This is a genomic window from Nocardia heshunensis (assembly GCF_054782115.1).
On record NZ_BAAGTC010000003.1, the window covers coordinates 1196493 to 1222841 of the forward strand.

At 65.0% G+C, this 26349-nt stretch carries 30 protein-coding genes; 11 read left to right on the forward strand and 19 right to left on the reverse strand.

What is annotated here, in order from left to right; genetic code table 11:
• Window positions 1-80: 80 nt before the first annotated feature.
• On the reverse strand, window positions 81-572 hold the full coding sequence (locus ACYVN4_RS12510) for a beta-class carbonic anhydrase (RefSeq protein ID WP_460720448.1): 492 nt from the start codon (window positions 570-572) through the stop codon (window positions 81-83).
• A gap of 268 nt (window positions 573-840) precedes the next feature.
• Between ACYVN4_RS12510 and ACYVN4_RS12515 the strand changes: the two genes are divergently transcribed.
• Window positions 841-1245 carry a hypothetical protein gene (locus ACYVN4_RS12515; protein WP_460720450.1) on the forward strand — a complete coding sequence of 135 codons (405 nt, stop codon included), beginning with the start codon at window positions 841-843 and terminating at the stop codon, window positions 1243-1245.
• A 48-nt stretch (window positions 1246-1293) separates the two neighbouring features.
• Here the strand turns inward: ACYVN4_RS12515 and ACYVN4_RS12520 are convergent, their stop codons facing one another.
• The 3 genes from ACYVN4_RS12520 to ACYVN4_RS12530 are packed head-to-tail and all read right to left on the reverse strand — an operon-like array spanning window position 1294 to window position 2955.
• Window positions 1294-2133 (reverse strand): helix-turn-helix domain-containing protein, encoded by an 840-nt coding sequence (locus tag ACYVN4_RS12520; protein WP_460720452.1) that lies wholly within the window; start codon window positions 2131-2133, stop codon window positions 1294-1296.
• Window positions 2130-2648, reverse strand: coding sequence for a DUF6879 family protein (locus ACYVN4_RS12525; protein WP_460720454.1), 519 nt, complete (start codon window positions 2646-2648; stop codon window positions 2130-2132). The genes ACYVN4_RS12520 and ACYVN4_RS12525 overlap by 4 nt, the downstream gene beginning before the upstream one ends.
• A complete protein-coding gene (locus tag ACYVN4_RS12530) occupies window positions 2596-2955 on the reverse strand; it encodes a hypothetical protein (protein ID WP_460720456.1) in 360 nt (119 codons plus the stop codon). Before ACYVN4_RS12530 ends, ACYVN4_RS12525 begins: the two co-directional genes overlap by 53 nt.
• Before the next feature lie 193 nt (window positions 2956-3148).
• Here ACYVN4_RS12530 and ACYVN4_RS12535 point away from each other — a divergent pair, with 193 nt between their 5' ends.
• Complete coding sequence (locus ACYVN4_RS12535) at window positions 3149-3634, forward strand: hypothetical protein (protein ID WP_460720458.1); 486 nt, start codon at window positions 3149-3151, stop codon at window positions 3632-3634.
• Here the strand turns inward: ACYVN4_RS12535 and ACYVN4_RS12540 are convergent.
• Both ACYVN4_RS12540 and ACYVN4_RS12545 read right to left on the reverse strand, forming a co-directional pair.
• Window positions 3627-4535 carry a DUF3558 family protein gene (locus ACYVN4_RS12540; RefSeq protein WP_460720460.1) on the reverse strand — a complete coding sequence of 303 codons (909 nt, stop codon included), beginning with the start codon at window positions 4533-4535 and terminating at the stop codon, window positions 3627-3629. The genes ACYVN4_RS12535 and ACYVN4_RS12540 overlap by 8 nt on opposite strands.
• 361 nt (window positions 4536-4896) lie before the next feature.
• On the reverse strand, window positions 4897-5502 hold the full coding sequence (locus tag ACYVN4_RS12545; protein ID WP_460720462.1) for a hypothetical protein: 606 nt from the start codon (window positions 5500-5502) through the stop codon (window positions 4897-4899).
• A gap of 383 nt (window positions 5503-5885) precedes the next feature.
• On the opposite strand from ACYVN4_RS12545, the gene ACYVN4_RS12550 reads away from it, so the two are divergent.
• Window positions 5886-6305, forward strand: a complete 420-nt coding sequence (locus tag ACYVN4_RS12550) for a hypothetical protein (protein WP_460720464.1) — start codon at window positions 5886-5888, stop codon at window positions 6303-6305.
• A gap of 385 nt (window positions 6306-6690) precedes the next feature.
• On the opposite strand, the gene ACYVN4_RS12555 is transcribed toward ACYVN4_RS12550, so the two are convergent.
• From ACYVN4_RS12555 to ACYVN4_RS12565, 3 genes are all read right to left on the reverse strand, one after another.
• On the reverse strand, window positions 6691-6909 hold the full coding sequence (locus tag ACYVN4_RS12555; protein ID WP_460720466.1) for a hypothetical protein: 219 nt from the start codon (window positions 6907-6909) through the stop codon (window positions 6691-6693).
• Between the two features lie 222 nt (window positions 6910-7131).
• Entirely contained in the window at window positions 7132-7467 is a 336-nt protein-coding gene (locus ACYVN4_RS12560) for a hypothetical protein (protein ID WP_460720468.1), read from the reverse strand.
• Between the two features lie 312 nt (window positions 7468-7779).
• The gene (locus ACYVN4_RS12565; RefSeq protein WP_460720470.1) at window positions 7780-9207 is read right to left on the reverse strand and encodes a tetratricopeptide repeat protein; all 1428 of its coding nucleotides are present in this window, start codon (window positions 9205-9207) and stop codon (window positions 7780-7782) included.
• 190 nt (window positions 9208-9397) lie between these two features.
• Between ACYVN4_RS12565 and ACYVN4_RS12570 the strand changes: the two genes are divergently transcribed.
• Entirely contained in the window at window positions 9398-9844 is a 447-nt protein-coding gene (locus tag ACYVN4_RS12570) for a hypothetical protein (protein ID WP_460720472.1), read from the forward strand.
• A 96-nt stretch (window positions 9845-9940) separates the two neighbouring features.
• Here ACYVN4_RS12570 and ACYVN4_RS12575 read toward each other — a convergent pair whose 3' ends face one another.
• Window positions 9941-10342 carry a hypothetical protein gene (locus ACYVN4_RS12575; protein WP_460720474.1) on the reverse strand — a complete coding sequence of 134 codons (402 nt, stop codon included), beginning with the start codon at window positions 10340-10342 and terminating at the stop codon, window positions 9941-9943.
• Between the two features lie 185 nt (window positions 10343-10527).
• On the opposite strand from ACYVN4_RS12575, the gene ACYVN4_RS12580 reads away from it, so the two are divergent.
• Window positions 10528-10731: a cold-shock protein gene (locus tag ACYVN4_RS12580; RefSeq protein ID WP_460720476.1), complete on the forward strand. Its 204-nt coding sequence runs from the start codon at window positions 10528-10530 to the stop codon at window positions 10729-10731.
• A 1-nt stretch (window position 10732) separates the two neighbouring features.
• Here ACYVN4_RS12580 and ACYVN4_RS12585 read toward each other — a convergent pair whose 3' ends face one another.
• The gene (locus tag ACYVN4_RS12585; RefSeq protein WP_460720478.1) at window positions 10733-11575 is read right to left on the reverse strand and encodes a helix-turn-helix domain-containing protein; all 843 of its coding nucleotides are present in this window, start codon (window positions 11573-11575) and stop codon (window positions 10733-10735) included.
• Window positions 11576-11780: 205 nt separating this feature from the next.
• Here ACYVN4_RS12585 and ACYVN4_RS12590 point away from each other — a divergent pair, with 205 nt between their 5' ends.
• Window positions 11781-12602, forward strand: coding sequence for an alpha/beta fold hydrolase (locus ACYVN4_RS12590; RefSeq protein ID WP_460720480.1), 822 nt, complete (start codon window positions 11781-11783; stop codon window positions 12600-12602).
• Window positions 12603-12623: 21 nt separating this feature from the next.
• On the opposite strand, the gene ACYVN4_RS12595 is transcribed toward ACYVN4_RS12590, so the two are convergent.
• On the reverse strand, window positions 12624-12767 hold the full coding sequence (locus ACYVN4_RS12595) for a hypothetical protein (protein WP_460720482.1): 144 nt from the start codon (window positions 12765-12767) through the stop codon (window positions 12624-12626).
• Between the two features lie 284 nt (window positions 12768-13051).
• Here ACYVN4_RS12595 and ACYVN4_RS12600 point away from each other — a divergent pair, with 284 nt between their 5' ends.
• Window positions 13052-13798 carry a lysostaphin resistance A-like protein gene (locus tag ACYVN4_RS12600; RefSeq protein ID WP_460720483.1) on the forward strand — a complete coding sequence of 249 codons (747 nt, stop codon included), beginning with the start codon at window positions 13052-13054 and terminating at the stop codon, window positions 13796-13798.
• Here the strand turns inward: ACYVN4_RS12600 and ACYVN4_RS12605 are convergent.
• A complete protein-coding gene (locus ACYVN4_RS12605) occupies window positions 13779-13973 on the reverse strand; it encodes an SDR family NAD(P)-dependent oxidoreductase (RefSeq protein ID WP_460720485.1) in 195 nt (64 codons plus the stop codon). The two genes, ACYVN4_RS12600 and ACYVN4_RS12605, sit on opposite strands and share 20 nt — an antisense overlap.
• Before the next feature lie 220 nt (window positions 13974-14193).
• Here ACYVN4_RS12605 and ACYVN4_RS12610 point away from each other — a divergent pair, with 220 nt between their 5' ends.
• Window positions 14194-15102 carry a DUF389 domain-containing protein gene (locus ACYVN4_RS12610; protein ID WP_460720487.1) on the forward strand — a complete coding sequence of 303 codons (909 nt, stop codon included), beginning with the start codon at window positions 14194-14196 and terminating at the stop codon, window positions 15100-15102.
• A 10-nt stretch (window positions 15103-15112) separates the two neighbouring features.
• Here ACYVN4_RS12610 and ACYVN4_RS12615 read toward each other — a convergent pair whose 3' ends face one another.
• Complete coding sequence (locus ACYVN4_RS12615; RefSeq protein ID WP_460720489.1) at window positions 15113-15937, reverse strand: helix-turn-helix transcriptional regulator; 825 nt, start codon at window positions 15935-15937, stop codon at window positions 15113-15115.
• A 199-nt stretch (window positions 15938-16136) separates the two neighbouring features.
• Here ACYVN4_RS12615 and ACYVN4_RS12620 point away from each other — a divergent pair, with 199 nt between their 5' ends.
• Window positions 16137-17372 (forward strand): FAD-dependent monooxygenase, encoded by a 1236-nt coding sequence (locus tag ACYVN4_RS12620; RefSeq protein WP_460720491.1) that lies wholly within the window; start codon window positions 16137-16139, stop codon window positions 17370-17372.
• 33 nt (window positions 17373-17405) lie between these two features.
• Here the strand turns inward: ACYVN4_RS12620 and ACYVN4_RS12625 are convergent, their stop codons facing one another.
• Together ACYVN4_RS12625 and ACYVN4_RS12630 are read right to left on the reverse strand one after the other, a co-directional pair.
• On the reverse strand, window positions 17406-18308 hold the full coding sequence (locus ACYVN4_RS12625) for an SDR family oxidoreductase (RefSeq protein WP_460720493.1): 903 nt from the start codon (window positions 18306-18308) through the stop codon (window positions 17406-17408).
• A 161-nt stretch (window positions 18309-18469) separates the two neighbouring features.
• Window positions 18470-19366, reverse strand: a complete 897-nt coding sequence (locus ACYVN4_RS12630; protein WP_460720495.1) for a LysR family transcriptional regulator — start codon at window positions 19364-19366, stop codon at window positions 18470-18472.
• Between the two features lie 156 nt (window positions 19367-19522).
• On the opposite strand from ACYVN4_RS12630, the gene ACYVN4_RS12635 reads away from it, so the two are divergent.
• On the forward strand, window positions 19523-21634 hold the full coding sequence (locus ACYVN4_RS12635; protein WP_460720497.1) for a DUF6351 family protein: 2112 nt from the start codon (window positions 19523-19525) through the stop codon (window positions 21632-21634).
• A 78-nt stretch (window positions 21635-21712) separates the two neighbouring features.
• Here ACYVN4_RS12635 and ACYVN4_RS12640 read toward each other — a convergent pair whose 3' ends face one another.
• Complete coding sequence (locus tag ACYVN4_RS12640) at window positions 21713-22921, reverse strand: FAD-dependent oxidoreductase (protein ID WP_460720499.1); 1209 nt, start codon at window positions 22919-22921, stop codon at window positions 21713-21715.
• Window positions 22922-23237: 316 nt separating this feature from the next.
• Between ACYVN4_RS12640 and ACYVN4_RS12645 the strand changes: the two genes are divergently transcribed.
• On the forward strand, window positions 23238-23942 hold the full coding sequence (locus ACYVN4_RS12645; RefSeq protein ID WP_460720501.1) for an enoyl-CoA hydratase-related protein: 705 nt from the start codon (window positions 23238-23240) through the stop codon (window positions 23940-23942).
• 198 nt (window positions 23943-24140) lie between these two features.
• Here the strand turns inward: ACYVN4_RS12645 and ACYVN4_RS12650 are convergent, their stop codons facing one another.
• Both ACYVN4_RS12650 and ACYVN4_RS12655 read right to left on the reverse strand, forming a co-directional pair.
• A complete protein-coding gene (locus ACYVN4_RS12650) occupies window positions 24141-24692 on the reverse strand; it encodes a hypothetical protein (RefSeq protein WP_460720503.1) in 552 nt (183 codons plus the stop codon).
• Window positions 24693-24818: 126 nt separating this feature from the next.
• A complete protein-coding gene (locus ACYVN4_RS12655; RefSeq protein ID WP_460720505.1) occupies window positions 24819-26111 on the reverse strand; it encodes a lipase family protein in 1293 nt (430 codons plus the stop codon).
• Window positions 26112-26349 lie beyond the last annotated feature (238 nt).

Sequence of the window (26349 nt, forward strand, 5' to 3'; positions counted from 1 at the left end):
TGTTCGGGAACCCTCCATCCTGCCTGCCTTCGCTGGCAATCCGCTGTCAAAACGCCTCGGGCCGAGGATCTTTCGATCGGTCAGGAGACGACTTCGGCAAGCTTGCCGGTGGCGACATCGAAGACGAACCCGCGCAGCGAGGTCGTCTTCGTGAGGAACGGACTGCGCTCGATCCGCCGGATCGACTGCCGCACATCCTCGTCCAGATCCGGAAACGCCTCCGCCGACCAGGTCGGTTTCACCCCGACCTCGTCCTGAATGTCGCGCTTGAACTGATCGTCGGTGAAAGTCAGCATGCCGCAGTCGGTGTGGTGAATCAGGATGATCTCGGTAGTCCCCAGCAACCGCTGACTGATCGCCAGCGACCGCACCTCGTCATCGGTGATCACCCCACCCGCATTCCGAATGACATGCGCCTCCCCGTCTTTCAACCCGAGTATCCGATACACGTCGAGCCGCGCATCCATGCACGCCACAACCGCGACATGCCGACTCGGCGGCAACGGCAACGGCCCCCTGAACTGGGCGGCGTAATCAGCATTATTGGACAGGTATTCGTCGGTAACAGACATTGATCACCCTTCGCCGAACCGGTGTGGATCCATGCACATGTACGCATCGACAGTGACCACACGCGGCCCGCGCGGCAAGGAATTCACGCACCGTGAAATCAACGCTGTCCGACAGCCACACCGACAAAATCGGGCAGGCGTCCGGAGCGCATGGTGAAACGTTGACAATGCAGGTCAGATCATTGTCATCGCAGCCTGGAATGACGGAACGCACCGATCAGCAGCGGGCATGGAACAAGAGGGTTGCAGCTATGGATATGATGCAACGATGAGACAAGCGTTCGACGCTTGGAAGCGAATCATCACCCGAGGTGCGAGCACCCGCTCCATCGCGGAACGCCTGGACTCCAACGGCCCCCGCATCAAGCGCCACCTCGAAGAGTCCGACCCACCCGTCGCGGGCACAGTAATCGAACTGGCCCGCGCCTACGGAGCAAACCCCGTCGAGGGTTTGATCGCGGCCGGACTGCTCACCCGCACCGATGTGGACCGCGCAGCAACGAAGGACTCCCTCTCCGAGGTGCCGATGCTGCAACTCCTGGAGGAGGCCGTAATTCGCGAGCGGCAAGCCGTCGAGCGCCGCTCCCCCGCCCTCAACCCGGGATCGGACACCGACGAGGAGCGGTACAGCAAGCGCTTCAAGAAGCGTGAGATCGGAGAGGCATTGTCGTGACGACGTCGAACCCGCTGACAGACACTGGCGGCTCGCCATTCGACTGACTCACTCGCCGTTCCGTTTGCTGATTGCGTTGCGTATCAATGCCCGCGCCGCGTCACCGGTCGCAGCCTGGCGGGCCAACGTGTCGAACGCGTGACCGTAGATGGCGATTTCTCTTGGTTGGGTTACCTTCAACTCCGCGGTGACACCTTCAACCATCACCATGCTGCGGTCGTACATCACGAAGTTCATCGCGGGCGCCGGGCAGTAGGCCTCGGCAGGAACGATTCCGAAGGTCACCCGCGGCAATCCGATGATGGCCGTGAGCCGGTCCAGTTGTCCCGTCATCACTCCCGCATCGGCCACGCCGGTCGACAGGGCTTGCTCGCCCATGAGGATGTGGAATCGCCGGTCACCGCTGTACAGGATGCGCTGTCGCTCCATTCTTTTCGCGACACCGTCTTCGAGATCGTCAGGTATGCGGTAGAAGTCGATGGCCTGCCGCAAGATCGCTCGTGCGTAGTCGGCTGTTTGGAGCAGACCGGGCACGACATACGGTTGATAGACCCTCATGAGCTTCGTACGCTCTGCCAGCTTTGTCAGTGCGTGTTGTCCACGCCTGGTTCCGGCGCTCAGGACACGTCGCCATTCGACATGGGCACTGTCGATATTCCGGATCGTCGCCAGCAGGTCCGGCAGCTGCTCGGGAGTTTCGAGGATCTCGCAGTAGGTTCGTACGTCGGCTTCCGATGGCGGGCGAATGCCGTGCTCGATCTTGCTGACCTTGGACTCGTGCCAGCGCGCCCGCTCGGCGAGGACGCGCCCGGACATGCCCACGGAACGGCGTAACTCCCGAAGCCGTTGTCCGAGCGCTTCTCTCGCTTCCTGGACGCTTCCGGTCACGTCACCGTCTGTGCCACGTACTCGGAGTAGGGGGTCGCAAGCTTCCAGAGTCGCTGCTTGACAGCCTGGCAGTATTCGACGATCCCCGGATCAGTCGTTATCGCGGCACCGGCCGACTTCGTCCGGCTATCGACCAGGTTGAACACCACGGTCTCATTGTCCATGAGCCACCAGTCATCCGGCGGCACCTCTCCCGCGAGATGTCGCGGCAGGTATCGAATATCCTCACCCGCCGCGACATTGCGTGCTGCGACAACCAGGCTCCAGCGCTGGTAGTCGGTGTGCGGCACCGTGATGACGCGAGCCCGGCTCATCGTCACGCCTCGCCGAGTTGTCCCCCGTACCAACGCATCCCAGTCCTCGAACCATGCGTAATCGTCCGGCTCGTTCGCGAGGAAACGGCGGAATGGTTCGGACTCGAGCGGCACCGCGTAGTCGTCTCTGACCTCGAGATGGAACGCCTCACTGCGACATTGCTGGAACAGGTCCGACCAATCGCCTTGCCGCAGCTGCACCGTAGAAGGTCCTTTCCAGCTTGGGTACTTCGATGACTGCCTCGTCGTCAGCCAGTTCGAGCTGACCGAGGGTGTCGGCATCCGTGATCGGCCGTCCGGTAACCGTGAAGGTACCCCTGCCCGTGTCCGTCAACGGAGAGCCGAGAAAGGTTCGGGGATCGAGGAATCCGAGCAGCAAATGCGGTATCTCCACCGTATCGGGCCGGTCGGTACTCCACCCCTGGACGAGATAGGCGGATTCGGTCGCATACAGACTCGGGCAGTCGTTCACCTGCGAGCCGCCCTTGCCCAGGAACTCGAGGCACATGGCTTCGCCTCCTACTTGTCTGGCATTTCCGCGCCGGTCTGCGGCGCCTGTCAATCGTCCCGCCGATGGCCAAGTTTCGTTCCCACAACGGCCCAATGTGGGCAAGTTCAGCCAAGTTCATGGTCTCGACGGTCCCCCGGTTTCTAGCGTCGATGACAGGGGGAGCTCGACCCACGGCAGACAGGGGCACCGGATGAACAGACGTACAAGGCTCTTCGAGTTCCCTGGTGGCGTCCTCGAGCTACAGAGCAGCGGTGACTCCGCCGAGGACTACGGCGGGTTCTACCTCCAACTCCACGACCACACGGCCATCGACGGCCACGATCAGAGGGCGGTCATGCGGTACACACCCACGGCGCTCGGATACCTGCGCACGGATGTTTCTGGGGTCTCACAGCTGTGGGACGAGACCGAAATCCGCAGGCTGGCAGCGCGATACGGCTACGACCTGGCTGAGATCGTGGTCTACGACCCCGCCGGTGGCCGACCGCCGCTGGCGCGGTTGAAGGCGCAGGCCACGAGGTTGGATGCGGAGGCGGTGTTCGTACCGTCGCTGGCGCATTTCGACGGCTGCGACGTGCCCGGCCCCTTGGTACAGCGGTTGGATGTGGTGACCGTGCATCCGGAGTCGACCTATTCGCGGCGGGTGGTGGTGAATTCGCGCTTGCCGCTTACGTAGTCGTCGGCAGCGAACTCGACAGGATGCCCACGACTCGGGTCAGTTCGTCGCACAGTTCCGCCTGGGTTCGGTGCTCGGAGAGCGATGCCTCGAAGGTGAGAGTTCGGCCGCCCTTGTCGGGAAGATCAGCTTCGGTGGGGAGTTCGAAGACGAGGGCGCAGACGAGGTCGCTGTCGCGCCACTGCACTTGGACCCCGTGACGGTTGTCGATGGTCACCGGCTTCGGGCGCACATAGGTGGAGTTCTCGTAGGCCGACCATTCGAAGGGGGAGACGCTCGAGGAGACCTGCAGTCGGTACCACCCACCCTCCCACATGCATGTCGCGTGGCTGCTCATCTGGTCGCCTAGACGCACTGATCCGACGTCGAGCCCGGCTCGGGTGAGGTTGTCATCGGAGATCTGGCAGGGATTCCACACCGGTGCAGCGACTTTCGTCGTGGGGGTGGTGATGCCGGTGGTCAGTGAAGTTCTGGTCAGCTTCGCTTTCGGTAGCGCCGAAGGGATCTGCTGGGCAATGGATTTCGCGATCGCCTCGGTGCCGGTGTGCAGGTCGGTGCGCAGCTCCGGGGAATTGGTGATCGGGTTCGTCTCCGGGACTCCGGACCAGTCCTTGCCCCAGGTTTCGACGGTCACCATCAGGTTGTCGATGCTGAACAGCACGCTGACCCGCGCCGGATCCTTGGTCTCGTCGACCCAGGTGATCGCTTCCTCTCCGATCCCGGCAATGGGTGTGGTGCTCGGTTTAGTCGATCCGGGGATGTAGTCCGGAAGGTTCCGGGGTGTCTTGCTGATGCCGATCGGATCCAGGAAGAGGAAGTAGGAGACCGAGACGTTGCGCCACATAGGCGTCCGATACGTCTTGACGGGTTCACGCTGAACCGATGCGCCGAACTTCCTCACACAGTCCAGATCCTGGCTGATGCCATCGTCTTCACGACCGGTGTCCGCCGATTCGGCAACGGACCCGTAAGCCTCGCCCGCAAACGCCCTGATTGCCTGCTCGGCAGGTTGCAGCGCTTCGGAGCAGCGAACGGGTAGCTCCGAGATCCCGACCTCGGCCTGTTGTGTGCTCCCCAGTGAACACCCGGTCACCCCGACCAGTAGGAGCAACGCAACTACCGCGGACACCGCGCGACCACAAAAGACACCCACGAGATCAGGCCCTCCCCCGAACGAGCCGCCCACGGCGACAAGGTGTTCGAGTCTGTCCGGAGGTCGTGAGCAAGTCAAACCACTGCATCGAACTTTTCGAGAGTACCGATCAGAACCATATGGTCAGCGAGACCAGCCCAAGACCCTCGGCAGCGGCGCGGCGGACCAAGTGCAGGGGGCCGTCGAGGAGGTCGGCGGCGTCGAAGTCGTTGCCCGCGTCCGACATCCCGGCCATCCAAGCACCGATCCGGTCGATCACCCGATCGCGGCGTGCACCGTCGAGGGCGAGGGCTCGCTCGATATCGGGCGCCGCCCGTGCGACCTCTGCGGCGAGCAGCAGGAACTCGCCGAATCGCCCGGGCAGCAGGTCCGTGGCCGCGGGCCCGAGTCCGTAGCACAATGCCGCGGTGGGATCACCCTTGCGGGCGCTGGCCACGTACCTGAGCTCGGCGGGAACCGTTGCGGCGAGATCGTTCCAGGCCTCCCACAACTCATCGCCACACTCACTAAGCACCAGATTGCCGAAACGCTCGGCCTCGGCAGTGCACACCGTTCCGCGGCCACCCGCCTCGACCGCGAAGTCACCGCCACTCGCCCGCCACCACTCCATCCCTGACACGTCCGGTTCCCAGCCCTCATCCCCGACATGCGCCCCCAGCGCCCGGACCGCATCATCGGGTAGCGCGGTGACGAACCAGAACCCTGTCGCACCCATAGCCCGATCACACCACGGCGACGTCACCCGGCCGTGCCCCTTCCAAGATCAGGGAGTACTCACTGCGGAATTTTGTCCGCTTCCCCTCGCTGACGACTCCCTGACACCCGTCACACACCCGATACGCGAAAGGATGACCGGGAAACCCTTTGATCGACAGGTGCAGTTCCGGTCGTTTGCGCCGGCCTGTTCTCGCGGCATTGTCAGGCCTTCGAGGGCTCGGTGACCTGCGTCATTCCCCTGGCACTAGCCATCCGACTCGAGGTCGGCAATTATTTAGCAATCACTTTGCTTCGGGGAATGAGACGCGTCCGCGACTGTCGGACGCTCGCCGTTGACCGGCGTGTGGTGACCGGTCGATCCATCCCGAACAGGAGTGGCTGATGCGGGACCCGACAGACAACGAATCGTCGGCGATGCTGTGGAAGCGGCTGCGCGAGTTGAACAGACAGAAACGGAGGGAGAATCTCTTCAAACTGAGGCGCCCCACTCGCTGGGAGCTTCTCATCGCGGCCCTGCTCACCGCCCTGAACGCCTCGACGATCCTGAGTGTCCTGCACGGCGACCGCAACAATCTCAATTGGGCGAATGCGCTCGCCTGGATCAGCGCTATCACTGTAGCGCTGCTGTGGGCGCTAACCGCATACGCCGCACTGCGCCACCGCCGGCCAGAGCAACCCAGCGACCTGCAGGCAGAAATCCTTTCCGTACTCGAACAAATTCGCTCCGCAGGAACGGTTTCCAATCCCGGCCAGACCCAGGAACCGACCGAACCCAACGGCGGTCCCACCGGCGTGACGTGAACCCAGCCACCCGCCCGCCCCTATCGTCGCGAGTTAGCCAATCCCCCGCACGCTCATCGACAGCTCAATACGTTCGCCAGCGGGCACCGCGGCGGTCCCGAACCGAGCGATCAGCGGCAGTTCCGGATGCTCGAGCATTGCCCCCCGCCCCCACCCCCTCCCACCAATACCAACGTCGTAATCACGAGCACCAGAACATATCTCGTCGCCGAGTGGCACATTCTGGAGGTGAATTCCTGATCTGTCCTCCAGGATGTGCCACTCGGCACTCGGCAATGCAGGACGTTTCCGCCGGCCCCCGGATCGGTTCGGCCCGTTGATCTTCGCGCTGGCCCGCCCTGGCCGGTCGGGTCAGCGAGCCACGCGGCAGGAGGAGGATGTTCAGTCAGTGCTGAGGCACAACCGACGGCGGCTCGTTAGACGGCAACGGTGAAGTGACCGCCGGTAGGGGCGCGACCGGCGCATTCGGGCCGAGGTCCTGGCCCCACGTTGACAGCGCGAACATGAGCCCCGCCAGAATCAACACGACCGCGACGATCAACCACATGATTCGCCAACGCAGGTCGTACAAATGCTGCTTCAGTGCTGCGGTTCCGGTAACCACGCCCCTCCTCCACGAATGCATTCACCGACCAGATCGCGTTGGGGCCCACCGTCGTTACCGGTAGCTGGCCGCACCAAACTCGGCAATTTGAGGATCGTGGCCGGCCTCGGATCAGCAACGGCCGGTTGATCTTCCGCCGCGCTGCGCTGGCCGACTCGGTCAACGCGCCACGCGGCAGGAGCGATGTTCGTCAGTCGATTGCTCGTTGCCGAGGTCCCAGGTTCATTGCCAGTCCGTGGTCACCGGAATAAGACCCTCCAGCCGGACATCGAAGGCGAACGGCAGACCTCGTCGGCTGATCGTCCACCACGGGCTGACCGTGGCGATGTCGCCGTTGATCTCCTCAATTGCACACATAATTCGGGTCGGGCGCGGGTAGGTCGAGGTCGGCGACAAGTCGCTTCCGAAGATTGCGCACTTGTCGATCAACCAGTGGGGGCGACCAAGGGCATCGACGAACTCGACGAGGACCATCCCTGGTTGCGGCTCATCGCAAAGCCAGAGGGCAGCGGTGGCCGGTAGTTCACACTTGTCGCCTACGGCCCATTTCGATTTCACGGTGGGACCCTACCGACGTAGGTGCGTGGCAGCCACATGACGGTCGGAGTTCTCGACTGGCCTGATCACACACTCCGACATCGGAACTGGCCAAAGCTACCCCGTCGAGACGGGTTTGTGTGGGCTGCGGCCAGTCACCCCTGCATTCGGCATGATGGTGTGTTCAGGCGACCCCAGATCGATTCCGCCCGTTGATCTTCGCTTCGACCGCGCTGGAGGGTTCAGTCAGCGCGGGATGCGGCACGCGAGCTCACTTGTATGAGGTATCGCCAGTCTCGGGTTATGCGTCGCGGATCGGGGAGGTAGGTCCTCTTACCGGTCCTGGTTCCGGTTCCTCATCAACTCCTGCGCGGTCGCCAGACGGCTGCGGTTGTCGAGGATGGCGGAATGGAACTCGTAGTGATCTTCGGCCAGAAGGGCAAGGTTGTGTTCGTAGAGTGGGATCGCTCGCTCAGGACTGCCTGCCAGCGTGTAGGCATTGGCCAGGTTTGCGCGCGCGGACAGGACTGCGGGGGCGTCGGGCGGTGCGCTTTCCACAAATCCGGTAAGGGCCAGCTCGTAGAGCGGGATTGCCCGTTGCGGATTCCCCGCCGACAGATAGGCGTGGGCAAGGCGGCTACGGTCGCTTGGTAGGTGGACGAGGTCGGCCTGGTCTCGATCGAGGACGATTCGTTCCAGAAGCGAGATTGCCTTGACCGGATCTCCCGCTGCCAGGTACGCCTCAGCGAGTCTGCTCCGGACAGCGCCGGTCTTCGAGTGGCGGTCGCCGAGCAGCCGGGCGTGATCGGCAAGGACCTGCTCGAAGATCGTGATCGCCCGAGGCAGGTCCCCCGACGACTCGTAGGCCACGGCGAGCTCCCACCGAGCATGCACGGTGGCAAGGCTATCGAGACCGAGCGCCCGCTCCCGCTCGGCAACGACCCGTTCGTAGAGTGCGAAAGCCTGGCCCGACGCTCCCGCCGAAAAATAGGTGTCGGCCAGGCTGCCGCGTACGACCCCGGTCTCGTACGCCTCGGCGCCGAGCACTCGCTCGTGCTCGGCCAGCGTCTGCTCCAGCAGTGGTATCAGCCGCTCGGGATTCCCCGCAGGACCGTCGGCGCCGGCCAGTCCCAGTTGGGCGCAGGCCAGCCTGCCACGGGTGATCACGGTGTCCGGGTGGTCTCGGCCGAGAGCCTGTTCCCGATCGGCGATGATCTGTTGGTACAACTCGATCGCCGGGGCCAGATAGCCGTGTAAGTCGCAGGCGATGGCGAGGGGCCAGCGCAGGGCTTGGGTGGCGGGGTGGTCGTTGCCGAGGACTCGTTCGCGGCCGGCCAAGTCCGCCGCCAACCCTGCAACGGGATGATGTGCCCGGGTACGGGCCGGGGCGGTGCCGGTTCGGATCGCGCCGGTCAATCGGGGCACCAACTGTTCGATCAGCAGCCGCCGGAGCCGCTCGATCTGGTGGGGATCCTCCGACAGCAGTTGCTGGAACTGGTCTTGCCACTGCCGGGTTGTCGTCTCCCGAGCCCGGTACCCATCGGTCCCGATCTCGTGAGCGAGCTGCTCGAGATCGGCGTCGACTTGGTTGGCCCGATCGGGGTCGATCGTCCACCACCAGCCGACCACAACCTCCTTCGCGTCGAACCACGCGTCGGTGGCCATCAGCTCCATCAACCTCGTCCCCGCCTCCACCGCAACAGGATTCACTGATCCACCCCCGAGTTCCAAGTAATCGACACACTTATCATCCACGTCCATCCGTGCCACCTCCAGCACCCGCCGAATGTGGCAACACCGGGTGTTCCCCCGTCGAGATGGCTACGGCACGTTGATCTTCCAGCCGCAGGCACCGACCGCATGGAACCGCCAGACCAGCGGCATGACCGGATACTCAGGTGTAGGCATTAGGAGCCTTGTCGCCCTCGGTTCGGGTGCCTACGGTGTAATCATGGCGACGATCGTGATAGGCGACCTGCCGGGAGCAGCGGCGAAAGTACTGCGGCGACGGGCCCGAGCGGCCGAACTGCCTGCGATTGCGTACATCAGAGCAGAGCTGATCCGACTGAGCCGGACACGTATCCCGCTGGATTCCGTGGTCGAGTTCCTGGCATGGGAGCGGCCCGGGCACCCCATTGCCCAGATCGACGCTGATGCAATGGCATTGATCCATAGCTACGAGTTGTCCGCAGAGATCTGGACGGTCTTCGCTCGCCGTGCAGGTGCGGCTGGGATGCCGCTGAGTGACTATGTTCGGCACGAACTGATCGCCTTGGCTCGCCGTACCACGATCGAGGACGTGTTCTTCGAGTTTCAGGAAGCCCAGGAACAGAATCCGGACCTGGCGATCGACATGGACGCGGTGCTGTCTGCCGCGCGGTACGCCCGAGCGGAATGATTACCCGGGTCCACGGCGGCTGATTGCGGCCGGTTGGACTTCCGCGGTGTCGCGCTGGACGGTTCAGCCGGCGCGACAGGCGGGAATGTGGGGTTTTCATGAGCCCCAGGAGATTTCCCAGACTCCATCGGCTCTCTTTTCGATGCCTTCGAAGAAGGTGTGATGGACGTCGGTGCCGCCGAACCACTGTGACTGCTCGCGGGTGGTCGTTTCTGTCTCGGCGATGGCGGCGGCGAGGTCGCGCACCGTGAACCACTTGCCGTTGGGGGCTCGGTGTTCGACGGGGGCGCCGGAACCGCGCAGGTTCAGGATGGGCAATTCCAGGACGACGCGGTTGAGTTCGTTGGCGGTCAAGTCGCGGGCCTCCCCGTTTTCGAACACGTTCAGCGTGAACGAGACTCGCTTGATTGCCGCGGTTGATGTCGTGCGCTGGTTGGACAGGGTTGCCGCGATGCTTTCGGTCGGTTCCGTCAGCTCGATCGACAGCGTCCCGGACAACCCGTTGAAGAACTCCAGTGACATAGGTGGATGATGGCATCGAGCACCGACACTGGGCCGCAATCGATGTCGGTTGGCTCACAGTTCCCGTGTGAAAGACGCGGGGCATGACATAGTCGGTAATTGAGAACGGGTGGCTTACCAAGAATTTGCCCGGCTCACAACAGAAAAGAAGTTATAACAGCATGGCTCAAGGCAGTGTGAAGTGGTTCAACGGCGAAAAAGGCTTCGGCTTCATCGCTCAAGACGGAGGCGGCCCTGACGTCTTCGTGCATTACTCGGCCGTCAGCGGCTCGGGTTACAAGTCCCTCGAAGAGGGTCAGCGTGTCGAGTTCGGTGTAGAGCAGGGCCAGAAGGGCCCGCAGGCACAGGACGTCCGCGCCATCTGATTCAGCTTGAATTGTGAGAAGCTCCGCGCCATTCATGGTGCGGGGCTTTTTTCGTGGCGTAGTCACGCATGAAGGCGGCGGTGTCCGGGTCGGCGGGGAAGACCAGGTCCAGGGTGAGGTCGGTGAAGGCCGGGTTGGTGGCGGTGCCGAAGGTGAGCAGGGTGCTGTAGAAGCTCAAGATGCGGTCGCCGCGGCGGAGCTGTCCGGACAGCAAGACGCTGCCGAGCGCGTCGGGTGCTGCGGTGGCGGGCGGGGAAGGGTACGACTCGCATTCGATCAGTAGTGCCGCGATCCGGGGGTCGGGGCGGGCGGACAGCTGCGCGCGCAGGTATTCGAGCATGGCGGCGCGGATCGGAGCCAGGTTCAGCAGGCGGGTCGAGAGCCCTTCGGGGTGCAGGACCATCCGCGCTACGTTGCCGCCGATGCCGTTGTCTGCGAGCAGATGCGGGGCCAACCCTTCGTAGAAGATCGCTACGGCGGGATTGGCCCGGACGATATTCCGCATCGGGTCGGTGACCAGCGCCGGAAACGGCATGTGACTGTCCAGGATTCGATCGACGACTTCCCGGACCTCCGCCATTTCCGGTGATTCCCAGACACTTTCGACAAAGTCAGGGGCGTGCCCGGCGGAGATGAGCAGCGTATTGCGTTCTCGCGCCGGTACTTTCAACTCCTCCGCCAGACGCAATGTCATGGCCCGACTGGGGGTGGCGCGACCGGTCTCCAGGAAGCTGAGGTGGCGCGTGGATACGCCGGTACCACCGGCGAGTTCGAGTTGGCTGACGCCTTGCGCTCGCCGCCAGGCCCGCAATAGATCGCCGAACGAGGTGGCGGCCTCCGGCATGCGTGCCCCCTGCGTTCTGATCGTGACGTGGCCGCGTGACCGTACCCAGACCGGCATATCCCCCGCAACCATCTGTGCGATAGACCGCACCGCGCGGATTCGCGGGTAACTCGCTGCCAGGTTGATTTACCTCCGACGTAATCGTTTCGCAGCACCGCGCTCATTAGAGTCGGACACGAACCGCCATCGACCCCCGGGATTTCACATGCCATTCTTCGAAACACCTACCGACGGAACACTTCTCGCATATGAGGACTACGGCTCGGGCGCACCGATCGTCTTCGTCGCGAGCTGGGTGCTCAATGCCGATATGTGGGAATATCAGGTCCCGTTCTTCCTCGAGCGCGGCTTCCGCTGTGTCCTGCTCGACCGCCGTGGGCACGGCCGTTCCGACCGGCCTTACTCGGGCTACGACATCGATACTCGCACCGACGATCTCGCGGCTCTCATCGATCTGCTCGATCTTCGCGATGTCACGCTGGTCGCGCATTCGGCAGGCAGTGGAGAGGTCGCACGCTATCTGACCCGGCACGGTGACGAGAGGATCGCGCGCGTCGCGTTCCTCGCCGCGACGCTGCCGTACCTGCGGCTCACCGATGACAACCCGGAAGGCTTGCCCGAGGCGATCAACGAGGCCGACATCGCCCAGCTCCGCACCGACCGCCCCCGCTGGTTCGCAGATCGCGCGCAGGGCTACTTCGCGACCCATCTGGACAACAACGTCAGCCAGGCGATGATCGACAACGAGATTCGCCGCTGCCAGACGGCCTCTCCTTACGCCACCGTCGCGGTACGCCGGGAACTGTTCGACACCGACCATCGTGCCGATGTCGCCGCCATCAAGCTGCCGACCCTCATCGTGCACGGCAACGCCGATCAATCCGTCCCGATCGACGCGTCCAGCCACCGCACCGCGGCACCGATCCCGCACAGCGTCTACAAGCAGTACCCAACCGCCGGACACGCCATATACGCCACGCACGCAGCACAATTCAATGAGGACCTGCTCGATTTCATCAAGAGCTGACCCCGGCTCGCGGCGGCTGGCTCAGCGGTGGCGACGCTCGCCCAGGAGCACCCAGATGGTCAGCGCGGCGAGAACGATGAGGATGATCGCGGTACCGATGGCGACCGCGGCGCCGGAGTAGCTGGGTACCGTGGCCGTGACGGCCGCTGCGGTGTGGAGCAGCACGCGGATCACCTCGTTCCTCGGTTGGATGCGCCTCCGAAGATCCATGATCCGCTCCGGATTTCTCTCGGTCGCGGATCTTTACGGGATGATGACGGCCGGTTCGGCGTGGGGCGGCGACGTCGAACCGAACGCCACCGCGGGAGCGCGTGTCAGGTCCATGTCAGCGATATGACTGCCCGGCCGCGGACAGTCGTGACATGCACCCGAGGCCAATCCCAGCGAAGACCGATTCACCCACCTGTTCTCCTGCGAATCCTGACAGCCGCGGCGGCGTCATCAGCCGAGTGCTGCTGAGCGACCGCCACCCGCTGCCACTGTCGATCCTGCTGCACCTGGTACCCGGCGCCCTGATCGTCTCCGCCTACCTGCTCATCGCCCACCCGTTCGTCGAGGCCATTCACTACCCGAGCCTGCTCGGCTGGGCGATCGCCCTGTGTCTGGTCTTGATCCCGATCCTGCTGGGACTGCTATTGCTCGGCCGGAAGCTCAACGGCCACTTCTCATTCCAGGGCGTACTCCGCTACACCGACCGGCCACTCCCCCGCCGGAAGCTCATCGCGCTGGCTCTCCCCCTCATCGCGTGGATGATGGTGCTCAGCGTCATCACCGCACCCCTGAACCGCTTCTTCCTCCACCGCTTCTTCACCTGGGTCCCGTTCACCGACGGTGCGGGCAGCTTCACCGGATTCCTGGCCGGTAACTCGCATTCGACCATGGTCATGGCGATGCTGATCTGCCTGCCGCTGACCGGCATCGCCTTGCCGCTCATCGAGGAGCTCTACTTCCGCGGTTTCCTCCTCCCCCGCATCGCCCACCTGGGCAATTGGGCCCCGGTCGCCACCACGGTGCTGTTCTCCCTCTACCACTTCTGGACACCCTGGGTCTTCGTCTCCCGAGTGATCTTCATGTTCCCCGGATTCCTGTTCGCCTGGCGCACCAAGGACATTCGAGTCTCGATCGGAATGCACGTCGGCGTGACCTCCACCATGGCGATCCTCGGCGCCCTGGCCGTCACACTGAATCTCGTCTGAGCAATAGCCGGCGAGCGAGCGCCATGCGGGGCGGATCAGGTCGAAGTAGTGAGTCGCCGTGCAATTCGTGGCACAGGGCTTCGGTGTAGCCGCGGACTGCGAATTTCGATGCGCAGTAGGCGTTTTGGGTTGGGAAGGCGATCAGGCCGAGCAGGCGGGAGATATTGACCACCACGCCGGATCGCTATTGCACCAGGTGTGGAAGGAACGCCTGGGTCCTTCGGAAAGCGCTCTCCCGACGCCACGAGTAGCCGGAATTCAGCTCCACCATCCAGTTCGGCGCGCCCGCGCAGTCACGCGGCACCGGGTTGTTCTACCGCTATGGTTGCTGGAAATGAGCCAGGCAGTTGATGCTGATCGAAGACTCAGCCCGCCGGGCTGAAGGAGGCGCGACTGTGCTGCATCTGCGGATCATCTCTCCGAACGAGCGGAGTGGCGAAGTACTGCGCATCCTGGCGGCGGAACCCGGGGCCACCCATGTGCTGTTCGGCCGCGGTGATGCCATGGATCCGCAGGGTGATGTGATCGAGGCGGATTTGGCGCGGAGCTCGGTGAACGATGTGCTCACCGCGTTGACTGCGCTGGATTTGGTTCGGACGGGCGGTATTTCGCTCACGCCGACGGGCACCGTGCTGTCCGAGGCGGGGGAACTGGCCGACGCCGCGGCTTCGCAGCGGCCGGACCGATCGGTGGTGTGGGCGCAGCTACTCGGCCAAGCGTGCGAGTGGGCCCGATTCACGCCCACGTTCCTGGCGTTTCTGACAATCGCGATCCTGCTGTCGGCGGTGGGCGTAACAACGGCCTCGCCACTGACTTTGGTCGGCGCGATGGTGGTCGGTCCCGAATTCCGCCCGCTGGCAGCGCTTTCGGTGGGGTTGGTGCGCCGCGACACCCGACTCGTGCGGACTTCGGCACGCACCCTGGCCATTTCGTTTCCGGCCGCGATGGCCATCACCGTGCTGGCCACACTGCTGTGGGTTCGTCTCGGATGGATCGGGGTCGACAATATCGAGGACGCCCGCGCCTTCGACTTCATCTACCATGTCGGGCCGTTCTCGCTGGTGGTGGCCCTGTTGGCGGGAATCGCGGGCATGCTGGCGGTGGTCACCTCCAGTTCCGCCGTCCTGGTGGGCGTGTTCATTTCGGTGACCACGGTGCCCGCCGCCGGGCTGGCGGCGGTCGCGGCCTTCGCAGGAAAATGGGGTGCCGCGCTGAGCTCCCTTGCTCAACTCGGCGTCAATCTGATCGGGATCGTGGTCGCCGGGGTAGCCGTACTACTGCTGTTGCAGCGCGCCAACGGGTGAGGATCGGTCGTTATCGGCCCGACCATGACCGACCGTCGGGCTCGGCGGTGAAGGCCACGATCCGCTGCCGGGCCGAGCCTGCGAGGTCGAAGTTCTCGTAGGACAGTCGCAGGACGCCCAACGTCGGATGGCGGAAGGGCTTGGCACCGTGGGTGCGGACCTCGACGTCACCGTCGTCCCACAGGCGACGGAATTCGGGTGCAGCCTCGGATAATTCGGCGATCAGGGCCGCCGCCTGGGTGTCGCACGGAAATCGACCGGCGGTGACGCGGAGTTGGGCGACAGTGACGGCGGCGACTTCGCCCCACTCGACATAGAAATCCCGGCTCGAGGGGGAGCAGAACAGGTAGCGGGCCAGATTTCGCTCGGACTCGGGCATGGTCGCGACGTCGGCGAACAGCGCACGTGCCGGATCGTTCATGGCCAGCACATCGAACATGTCATTGATGACCATGGCGGGGACGCGGTCCATCAGGGCAAGCATCCGGGACAGTTCCGGACGTACGTCGGGGCTCGGGAACGGCTGTTGCGCAACAAGACTCGGCGCGGTCATGTTGCGCGGCGGGTAGGCGAGCCGGTGTAAGTGCGCGTGCTCTACCTCGTTCAGGCCAAGAATGGTCGCCAGCGCGCCGAGGACCTCGTCGGACGGCCGGTTCGCGCGCCCCTGTTCCAGCCGCTGGTAATACTCCACGCTGATGCCGGCGAGCTGGGCCAATTCCTCACGGCGCAGCCCGGATACGCGCCGACGTGCACCGGTGGGCAGACCGACGTCGGCGGGCGAAACCTTCGCACGCCGGGTCCGGAGGAAGTCACCGAGGGTGTTGCTGTCGATCATCCGGCGAGTATGCCCGCCCGGCGCACCCGGAACCGCAAGGTGGGCCTGGCAGTACCCGTAAAACCAGGGTCTGGATGGGTGCTGCGCCGAGCGGCAATCTCGTCCCCATCGATCACTCGACTTATTCCCCCCGAGACTAGTTGCGCAGATACTAGTTTCATGTCTACTATTGCCGCAGAAGGAACGTCAGGAGCAGCAAATGAGCAAGGCGACAACAGCATTGGTGATCGGCGGCGGCGTGGCCGGATCGGTGATCGCGCTGGCACTGCGCAAGGCAGGGATAACGGCCACCGTGTACGAGCGCTATCCGGTGGCCGCGGATGGCGTCGGGGCCGGGTTGAGCCTGGCCCCCAACGGGCAACAGGCGCTGCGGATCATCGGCGCCGACAGTGTCCTCGACGCGATCGGGCTCGACATGCCCGGATCGATCTTCGGCGACGCCAACGGCAACATCTTCACCGAGTTCGCGGGCTTCCCCGATCTGCCGGGCACGAAAGTCATGGCGCGCGCGGATCTGTTCCGGGCGCTGGCCGACCACGCGGCAGCGGCCGGAGTGCGGTTCGAGTACGACAAGAAACTGGTCTCGGTCACCGACACCGCGGAGGCGGTCACCGCGACCTTCGCCGACGGCAGCACCGCGACCGCCGACATCCTGATCGGTGCCGACGGAATCCGTTCCACCGTACGCACTCTCATCGACCCGGACGCGCCGGGACCCGAGTACGGCGGTGTCCTGAGCTTCGGCGGCATCGCTCGCGGGAGTGATGTGGCGACGAAGGAGGGAATGATGTATTTCGCCTTCGGCCGCACCTTCGTCGGCTTCTACCAGATCCCCGCCGGCGCGAATGTCGGCGTGGGCCGCGGCGGGCAGGACGACCCGGACCCCACCAACGCGGACGCCAACATCGCCTGGTTCGCCAGTCTGCCCCGCACCGAACCCTTGACCACCGCCGAAACCAACGCAATCTCCAACGCCGAGTGGCTGACTCGGCTGCGGGAGTTGTACGCGGGCCACGTGCCGGGCGAAAACCTGCTCGACCACACCGCACCGGAGGATCTGACCGTGGTCGGCCCGATGGAACTGATGCCGTCCGTGCCGACTTGGCATCGCGGACGGATCGTACTGGTGGGCGACTCCGCACACGCCCCGTCGTCCAGTTCCGGCCAGGGTGCCTCGCTAGCCATCGAAAGCGCCGTCGAACTCGCCCGTTGCCTGCGCGACCTCCCCATCGCCGACGCCTTCACCGCCTACGAGCAACTGCGCCGCCCCCGAGTGGAGGCGATCGCCGACGGCGCCCGTGGCGCGAACAAGGCCAAGGCCGAAGGCAAGTCGGCCGGCCAACCGGCCCTGCCCGCACCGGAGGAGATGTTCCGCGCCACCCACCGGCACGTCATCGACTGGGACCGACCCGTCACCGAGAACCCCGGCGAATAGCCGCTGGCGCCGGTGACTTCGGGCGGTGCGATGTCAGGCGACCATCGGGCTGTCGAAGTATCGGCCGTGAGCGAGGTCTTCGAGGAGGCCGGGATGGGTCGGCTCCCAGCCGAGGCGTTCGCGGGTCAGGGTTGCGGAGGCGGGTGAGTCCAGGCCGAGAACGCCTGCCAGCCAACCGAAATGCTCGACGGCGGTGGCTGCCGGGACCGATCTGACCGGAACGCTCAGGCCCCGGCCGATGTCTTGCGCGATGTCTCGGATCCGCACTCCGTCCTCGGCGACACCGTGCCACACCGAACCCGCCGGTGCGGCTTCGAGTGCCAGCCGGAACAGGCGTGCCGCGTCGAGCCGGTGGACCGCCGGCCAGCGCTGGGTTCCCTCGTCGATGTAGCCGGAAACTCCGTGAGTGCGAGCGATATCGACCAGTCTGGCGACGAACCCCCGCTTCGCCTCGCTGTGCACCGACGGCGCGAGCCGCACCACCGATGCCCGGACACCGTGCTCGGCGGCAGCCAGTGCCGCCTCTGCTCCGGCGGCTCGGGGCATCAGGGATCGATCGGCGACGTCCTGCTCGGTCCCCACCCGCCCGATCGCGAGGCCTACCGTGCCCGAGGCGATGACCAGCGGGCGATCCGAACCCCGCAACTCCGCACCCAGCGCCGTGATCACGTCCGTATCGGCTCGGACAGCGGCCGGATAGTCGGTGAAGGTGTGGTCGAAGGCCAGATGGATGACGCCGTCGGACATCCGGGCACCTGCCCGCATGCTGTCGAGGTCATCGAGACTGCCCTGCAGTACCTCGGCCCCGGCCGCGGCGAGGATCTCGGCAGCGGCCTCCGATCGCGCCAGACCGATGACCGTGTGCCCGGCCGACCGCAGATCGGCGACCACCGCGCTGCCGATGAATCCCGTTGCCCCGGTGACGAATACGTGCATCGTGTGCCACTCCTGCCGTGTCGAAGGTCCGGCCGCGATACCCGGCGGTCCGGTGATTCCACAGTGCGGCAATCCGCGCCGGCAGTTCCAATGACTCTTTCGCACCGCGCGATGCGCGTTCGGTATTCCCGCAGGCAGGGTTCGAGAAGCCCCGCGCGCGCCTACGGACCGGTCAAATGAGTCCGGGCGCACTGCTCGAACGCGGTGAGCAGACGGTTACGGTCATCTACTCGAGTCGCGAGGACGACGTGGCTGGGTTCGACACCCGCCAGGGGAATCGCCACGAGATCGGGTCGTAGATGCCGGGGCCGCACCGTCGCGGCGATGGTGAGCGCCCGCCCGGCGGCCACCAGTTCGAACCTGTCCTCGATGTCATCGACAACGGGCCCATCGGGTGCGCGGCGACCGTCGGGCCGGGGATCCAAGCGCCAGAACGCACTCCACATCGGGTCGGATCCACGCACCCGCACCAGCGGTTCGTCGGCGAAGTCGTCGACGGTCACCGACTCTGCCTCCGACAAGCGATGGTCGCTGGGGACCACCAGTACTCGGGGTTCGTCGTAGAGAGCGACAACCCGCAAGAGATGCGTCGGAAAAGGCATTCGTGCCACGACGGCATCCACCCGTCCTTCGAGCAGCGACGCACGGGGCTCTGTCGAGTCCAGATGCGCAGTGTGCACGTCGGCACCCGGGTACCGATCACGCAAGGCGCGCACGGCCGGCGTGATGACCAGTCCGGAGGTGAACCCGATGGTGACTCGGCTGGGCGCGGCCGCTGCCCGCGTCCGCGCCACGGCGATATCGCCGGCGTGCAGCAGCGCCTCGGCCAGCGGCAGCAATACCGCGCCGGCCTCGGTCGGACGCGCACCCTGCGGTGTGCGATCGAACAATCGCACCCCCAATAGCCGTTCCAAGCGGGCGATCTGACGACTGAGCGCGGGCTGGGTCAAGTGCATGGCCTCGGCCGCACGGCCGAAGTGGCCGTGTTCGGCCACGGTCGTGAAGCACCGCACGAGCCGCAGATCGAGGTCGGTGGGCGGCACGGGCGGCTGCGTCATTTCTCGAATGTAATGCCCATCCGGTCTGTTCGACGGCGGTGAACTCGAACGATGTCCGAAGCGGAACGCGCTGTGCAGAACAGTCATTGGACCGATCCCAAGCGACACACCGATGATGGCATCGACTGATAACAACGGCCGCAAAGGAATTCGCCCATGCTCGTCCTTCGAAGACGCCGACCGGTGTTCGGTGCGCTAGCACTGTGCGTGGCGCTGCTGGGTGTGGCGGTTTTCGTCACCGTCCAGCGTGGCGGTTCCACCGGTCCGGTGGTTGTCGCCGTGTCGAATCCGCGCCCCGAGCTGGTCGGCGGCGGGCAGGTGCTGGTTCGGGTCTCCGGCGCCGATCCGGTCCACGTGCGCGCCGACGGACACGACGCCGCGGCCCTCGCACGTCAGCCCGACGGCACGACCCTCGCACTGGTGACCGGACTGCGGCCGGGCGCAAACCGGATCACCGCCACCGCCGACGGCCGATCCGCCACCCTGACCGTGACCGACCACCCAAGCTCCGGCCCGATCTTCTCCGGACCCCGGCAACTCCCCTTTTATTGTGAGACAACCGCATTCGGTCTGGCATCGGCCACCCAACCGCTGTGTGAAGCACCGACGGTGATCGGCTACCGGTATCGGACCACGGCCGGCGTGCTCACACCGCTGGCCGACCCGGCCGCCCGACCCGCGGACCTGGCGACCACCACCGTCGACGGACGGTCCGTGCCGTACATCGTGCGGGTGGAGACCGGCACCATCGACCGGGCCGTCTACCAGATCGCTGCGCTCTACGACGGCTCCGATCCCACTCCCCTGCACCGGGATTCGAGCTGGAACGGCCGGCTGATCTACACCTTCGGCGGCGGCTGCAACGGCGGCCACCAGCAGGCCGACAGCACAGGTGGCGTCCTCGACGACCTGTTCCTGTCACAGGGCTACGCGGTGGCCTCCTCCACCCTCAATGTGCTCGACAACAATTGCAGCACCATCATTTCGGCGGAGGCGGCGATGATGGTCAAGGAGCATTTCATCGTCACCTATGGCCCGGTCGCGCACACCATCGGCTGGGGTGGCTCCGGCGGCGGCATTCAGCAATACGACATCGCCGACGCCTACCCGGGCATCCTCGACGGCATCATTCCCGCGTACGGATTCCCCGACATACCGACCACTATGAAGGTGGTCGGTGATTGCCGCCTGCTGGACCGCTTCTTCGCCGGACCCGGAGTCGCCTTCACCGCCGACCAGCGGCGTGCTGTCGCGGGCTTTGTGGATTACGACAGCTGCGCGTCCTGGGATCGCTTCTTCGCCGATCGGCTCACCGCCGCCGACAGCTGCGACAAGCCGCTGCTGAGCCGCGATACCGCGATACCGGCCGCCGACATCTGGAACGCGATCGACAATCCCGGCGGGGTCAAGTGCGCCGGAATAGAGTCCTACGCAAACCAATTCGGCCGCAACCCGGGCACCGGCTTTGTGCGCGACACCCTGGACAACACCGGTGTCCAGTACGGGCTCGCGGCCTTGCGTGCCGGGATCATCGACCCCGACCAATTCGTCGCGCTCAACGCCGCCATCGGCGGCTACGACCCCGCGGGGACGCCTGTCCCCGCACGAACCGATGCCGACCCAGCCGCGTTGCGTGCCGCGTATCAGGACGACGTCCTGCTGAGTGCGGGCCTGGGCTTGGCGACCACGCCGATCATCGATCAGCGCGTCGACATGAATGCCGGTGGGCCGCTATGGGACGTGCACACCACCGGGTGGGGTTTTGTCCTGCGGGACCGTCTGGTCCGCGCCAACGGGTCCGCCGCCAACCAGGTGATCATCGAGAACCACAACACCCCTGCCGACACCGCCGCCGCGAGCGTCTACGAGCTCGCCGCGATGGATCGGTGGCTGACCGCCATCGACGCGGATGGTTCGGGAAAGAGCCAGCGGGACAAGGTGATCGCGGACAAGCCGACCGATCTCGCCGACGGCTGCTTCCGCTCACCGAAAGATCGTGTCCAGCAACCACTCACCGACCCCGGGGCGTGTGCAGGCGACTTTCCCGCCGGGACCGATCCACGGCAGCAAGCGGGCGAACCACAGCACGAGAGCATCCTGAAATGCGCGCTGCGCCCACTCGACTTCGCCGCGTATCCGGTCCCGTTCACCGCCGCCCAACAAGACCGACTACATCGGGTGTTCCCGACCGGCGTATGCGACTACACCCGACCAGGAATCGGACAAGAACGGCCACCCCGCGCGTGGATCGACTACGGCACTCAGTAGGCGACCCCTGATCACGGAGACGAAACTCCGGGTAGCTCAACTGCCGTCGAGCTACCCGGAGTTCGTTGTTCTGAGCGGTTACGGTGCTTCCATCGGCAGCGGAGCTTGCCCCATACGCTGGCGGCCGAACTCCGCGGAGGTCCGCACGGCCCGGAAACCGTATTCGATCATTGCTGATTCGTAGTCACGCAACGTCGGGACGAGCTCGGCACCCCGCGCTGCCTTACCCAGTTGCGTCGCGAGCAGGGCCGCATCCCGCAGCGCGGTATTCGCCCCCACGCCCACGGCCGGGCTCATGGCGTGGATGGCGTCGCCGAGCAGGGTGACGGTGCTGGTCGGCCAGGGCGCCAAGGGCACGCTGGATCGGATGGTGAGCGGGAATACCGTGGCGGTGTCCCACATTTCGAGGATCGCGCCGATCTGCGGACTCCAGTCGCGGGTCTGGGATGTGACCAGATCGCGCAGCTGGGTTCCGCTGGCTTGCCGCAACTGCTCATCCGACATGGGCAGCAGATCGGCGCGCGCCGAGAACAAGCACATCATGTAGTCCTCGGTGTCGGTGAACGCGATCGAGGCACCCAGCTCGCGCACCGCCTGACCGACCGGTGGGCGGTATTGCACCGGGGCCAGTCCGAGATGCCGATGGTCCGGGCCGATCACGCCGGAGTAAAGCGTGAACAGGCGCTCGGGAATCGCCGCCATGGCCGCCTCGGTGAGCGGGAGTCGGCCGTAGATGGTGCGGACTCCGGTGTCCATCACCCGCGCGTGCGGCAGATACTGTCGGCGTACCGATGAATTCACGCCGTCCGCGGCCACGAGCACATCACCGGTCGCCCGCGACCCGTCTCGAAACCGAGCGGTCACCGTGCCGTCGGCATGGGTCTCGTACCCGGTGCACTCGCGACCGAACGAGACGATCTCGCCCAGACCGTCGAGCAGGATCTGCCGCAGCGTCAATCGGTTGACCGCCACATTACGGCCGCCACCGTGCCCGTGGCCGGGGTCGGTGCTGGGTATCGGTTCGAGCCGGTCATCGAAGTACACACTCGGGGGTTGTATCGAGCAGGTCGCCGACACCAGAGCGTTGAGGTGTTGCGGCAGTAGCTGTTCCAGGGCGGCGAGCCCATCCGGGTTCAGTCGCAGCCGGTAGCCCTGAACACGGGAGGTGGGCGACGCGTCTCGTTCGTAGACGGCGACATCGATGCCGTCGCGATGCAGGCCCTGCGCCAGAGCGAGCCCGCCCAGCCCGGCGCCGATCACGATTACACGCAAACCAGAGTTGTTCACAGTTCTTCCCTTTTCTGGATTCACAACAGAAAGGGATGTTCTGGACACAAGAACTGTGTGTACGAGCGCATCGCGCCACCCGGACTACCCACCGGGCCGTGGCTTTCGACATCCACCTCAACCATAACTCCGAACCCGCGACAGTCAAGCCTGCAGTGCCCCAAGGATTTCGGTTATGAGCCGAAGTCGATGCGGCCTTCCCACTGGGCCACCAGCGGCACTCGCAGACCGTCGGCATGGGTTCAACTTGGGCCGTTGATCTTCCACAGCGTGGTGCTGGCCAAGGCCCGTCCGGCTGGTGGGATATGTTGGCGCGATGCCGTACTTGCAGCGTGAGGGACAGGTTTTCATCCTCCAGTTGGGTAACCGCGGTGAGCGCGATACCGAGAACCGGTTTCATCCGGATTGGGTTGGCGAAATGGACGCTCTGCTCGATGAGGTCGCTGCGGGCTCCGGTCCCTGCGGGCTGGTCACGATCGGTGACGGGAAGTTCTACTCCACTGGCTTCGATGTGGAGTGGGCTGCGCGAAACCCGGAGCGGATCAACGAGAATGTTGCCGATCTGCTGCGGTTGTTCGCCAGAATTCTCACACTGCCGATCCCGACTGTCGCCGCGATCAATGGTCATGCCTACGGCGCCGGGGCCTTTCTCGCTGTCGCACACGATCACCGGATAATGCGAGGCGATCGTGGCTATGTGTGTTTTCCCGGCGTCACGCTCGGCGTCAACTACGCTCCCGGGATGGTGGAGCTGGCACAGTCGCAGTTGCCCCTACCCGTGGCCCGTCGTGCTCTGGTCACCGGGCACCGCTACGGCGGAACGGAAGCGATGACGACGGGCTTGGTCGACGCGGTCGCTGACGAGCACGATCTCCTGAAATCCGCTGTGGAGCACGCACAGAGCCTGGCCGCGACCAGCGGCCCCGCCCTCGGCCACGTCAAGTCCTCGCTCTATCGCACTGCCACCGCGGCCCTGCTCGGATCCGTCGCGGAATACAACCACGATTCCGCCGCAGGCTGAGGGCCGCACACATCGCGCCGAACTCGGCATCTCAGTGCGTTCAACATCCAGCAGATCGGGTCAACCCGTCGATCCTCGCCTCGGTTCGGTCAGAGCGGTCAGCGGCAGATGAGTGCGTTTGCGATGGCCGTGCCGTGTCGGCGGGGGGTGGGTCAGACAGCGATGTCCGATCCCTGACCGAGAATCGCGACCGACAACTTACTGCCGATCCCCATGAAGCCACCGCTGGAATCCCTCGGCACGCTGGCGCAGGAGCTCAGCGTATTCGGGAGCGTCGAATTCGAGCTGTGCTTCATTCCACCGATGCGCCGGAAACCGAACATCGTTGGGCGCCTCGCGAATCGCTCGCAGCACAGCAGGGCGGTAGATCAGTGCTACGCGCCAGCCGCCGAGGTAGCGGGCTGCGATGTTCGCGGTCACGATGCGACCGTGGTGATTGGTGCCGACCACTGTCACGACCTCATGGCCCATGCCGGCGAAGCCGCCGATGACGTGAAGCTTCGCTCCGGCGGGAAAGATCTTCTGGCTTCGATGGTGCTCATGGGGGCCTGGGTTGTAGGGGTAGGGCAACAGGTTGGCCACGATGCACCATTCCGGCCCGCCAGAGTTCGATTGTGGTGGACTCGAGGTCGGCCCGTCATCGGGCTGGTGATTCACCTCTTCGGGAGGCGGGCTGTGCTGTGTTCTCTGGAACAGCCACCAACCGGTCGCCAATGCGACCACGACAGCGACAATCGCCACAAGGTGCACAAACCGGAGCCTATCGGAGGCCGGACCAATCCTGATCAGTGACAACGGCACGTTCGGCAAGCCGAACTCAAGCCTGTCAGGATCTTGACGCAAGACACAGTGATGGGTCGTCGCGGCGCCATCGGCCTACATGGACGGCACCGTACTCGTCGAGCAGCCAGCCGGTGCGGGCTGGCCCGCCATGCGGTCGTCGATCCAGCGCAGGGCTGCGGGCGTCCCGGTGACCGCGAGGCTGACGTGGTCGCTCAATTGGTCTCGCATGTAGGTGATTTGCGCCCCCGCCGCGCACCACTGTGCCACCGCCTGATCGCTCACCGCGATGTCGACGATTTCGTCGTGCACGGCGTGATAGTGGAGCATCGGCGTGGTCGGTACTACCGGACCGAAGTCGAGATCGGCGAACAAGGGCTGTACCTCCTCGAGCAGTTGCGAGAAGGGGATCGTCAGGTAGTCGTCCATGCGCAGGAACGGATGCTGGCCCACGTTCGGCGTCGCGCATTTGCTGTCACCCGCGGCCATCAGGGCCTGCCCGGCGGGCGTCAGATACTTGTCGAAAACGGCCGCCAGACGCGGATCGGCGCGCATCATGCCGGGCAGGATCGCTGGCATGAAACCGGAGAACGGACCGGAATCCAGCACCTTCAGGTAGCTGCCGAAGTCCGTTCGCCAACCACCGAGGACGGCCCCGGTCAGGCGTAGATCGGGCGCGTAGATCGGTTGCATCTGCGCAGCCGAACTGGTGCCGAGCGACCCGCCGGAGTAGCCCATCGCGGCGACCGGAGTATCGGTGCCGGGCAGGCCGAGTGGCTCGAAACGCTCGGCTGCGCGCACTCCGTCGAGTGTGAGGTAGCCCGGCTGTCTCGCGGCGATCAGCGTCCCCTTCGGCCCCTCCCAGTCGGGGATGGAAATCGCGTGACCCGTCGATAGCATCTGCTCGATCGGCATGAGATCCAGGCTGGAGTCGTATTTGTTGTCGACCGGCGCTCCCTTCCGCAGCACGAACGAGGGAGCGCACTGTGGAGCCGAGGCGTCTTCGGCGGCCTGATAGGAGATCAGACCTTTGACCTGCCCGTTTCGCGGGCGCAGCACCGTCGTCACGGTCGCCATGGGGTTCCCGTCGACATCGGTCGTTCGATACAGCAGCTGCCAGGCGTCGGCGTCCTGCGCCTGCGGCCCCATCGAGGCCACCTCGACAGGTCGCGAATTCAGAATGGCGCCCGGAGCCTGCGAGTCCCACCCGGCGGGCGGGGTATAGAACGGGTCGCTCTGCGGAGTCAGCACCGGATCGGCACTGCCGACCGCCGTCGGTGTTCCGGCCAAGTACAACACGGCCGAAGCCGCGATCAGGGCCGAGCGCAGCTGGCTGCGCTTGATCGCCGAACTCGTTGCGCCACAGCTGGATACGGCAGTGTCCACCACTTGACTTCCCCTCCCCAGGGGGGCGACTCCCTAAGCCCCCAAGATGGCAGTCACGGTACCTCCTCAAACTGGAACAGGTGTCAGAAACGGCGGCAAAGATCGCTCGGCCGGTGTCCTATTCGAACCTCCTTATTGATCAACCGAGGTACCGAGCCAGCCTTTTCGACGAGCGATCAGCGGTGCGGGTTCAGGCGGTCATCGCAACACTTCGTCGAGTGCTTCTGATGGTGTGTGGAAT

What these genes read in the sequence shown, in the direction of transcription:
- ACYVN4_RS12510 (WP_460720448.1), bottom strand. Translation starts at nt 572, where the DNA reads ATGTCTGTTACCGACGAATACCTGTCCAATAATGCTGATTACGCCGCC.
- ACYVN4_RS12515 (WP_460720450.1), top strand. Translation starts at nt 841, where the DNA reads ATGAGACAAGCGTTCGACGCTTGGAAGCGAATCATCACCCGAGGTGCG.
- ACYVN4_RS12530 (WP_460720456.1), bottom strand. Translation starts at nt 2,955, where the DNA reads ATGTGCCTCGAGTTCCTGGGCAAGGGCGGCTCGCAGGTGAACGACTGC.
- ACYVN4_RS12535 (WP_460720458.1), top strand. Translation starts at nt 3,149, where the DNA reads ATGAACAGACGTACAAGGCTCTTCGAGTTCCCTGGTGGCGTCCTCGAG.
- ACYVN4_RS12545 (WP_460720462.1), bottom strand. Translation starts at nt 5,502, where the DNA reads ATGGGTGCGACAGGGTTCTGGTTCGTCACCGCGCTACCCGATGATGCG.
- ACYVN4_RS12550 (WP_460720464.1), top strand. Translation starts at nt 5,886, where the DNA reads ATGCGGGACCCGACAGACAACGAATCGTCGGCGATGCTGTGGAAGCGG.
- ACYVN4_RS12565 (WP_460720470.1), bottom strand. Translation starts at nt 9,207, where the DNA reads ATGGACGTGGATGATAAGTGTGTCGATTACTTGGAACTCGGGGGTGGA.
- ACYVN4_RS12570 (WP_460720472.1), top strand. Translation starts at nt 9,398, where the DNA reads ATGGCGACGATCGTGATAGGCGACCTGCCGGGAGCAGCGGCGAAAGTA.
- ACYVN4_RS12580 (WP_460720476.1), top strand. Translation starts at nt 10,528, where the DNA reads ATGGCTCAAGGCAGTGTGAAGTGGTTCAACGGCGAAAAAGGCTTCGGC.
- ACYVN4_RS12585 (WP_460720478.1), bottom strand. Translation starts at nt 11,575, where the DNA reads ATGCCGGAGGCCGCCACCTCGTTCGGCGATCTATTGCGGGCCTGGCGG.
- ACYVN4_RS12590 (WP_460720480.1), top strand. Translation starts at nt 11,781, where the DNA reads ATGCCATTCTTCGAAACACCTACCGACGGAACACTTCTCGCATATGAG.
- ACYVN4_RS12615 (WP_460720489.1), bottom strand. Translation starts at nt 15,937, where the DNA reads ATGATCGACAGCAACACCCTCGGTGACTTCCTCCGGACCCGGCGTGCG.
- ACYVN4_RS12620 (WP_460720491.1), top strand. Translation starts at nt 16,137, where the DNA reads ATGAGCAAGGCGACAACAGCATTGGTGATCGGCGGCGGCGTGGCCGGA.
- ACYVN4_RS12625 (WP_460720493.1), bottom strand. Translation starts at nt 18,308, where the DNA reads ATGCACGTATTCGTCACCGGGGCAACGGGATTCATCGGCAGCGCGGTG.
- ACYVN4_RS12630 (WP_460720495.1), bottom strand. Translation starts at nt 19,366, where the DNA reads ATGACGCAGCCGCCCGTGCCGCCCACCGACCTCGATCTGCGGCTCGTG.
- ACYVN4_RS12635 (WP_460720497.1), top strand. Translation starts at nt 19,523, where the DNA reads ATGCTCGTCCTTCGAAGACGCCGACCGGTGTTCGGTGCGCTAGCACTG.
- ACYVN4_RS12645 (WP_460720501.1), top strand. Translation starts at nt 23,238, where the DNA reads ATGCCGTACTTGCAGCGTGAGGGACAGGTTTTCATCCTCCAGTTGGGT.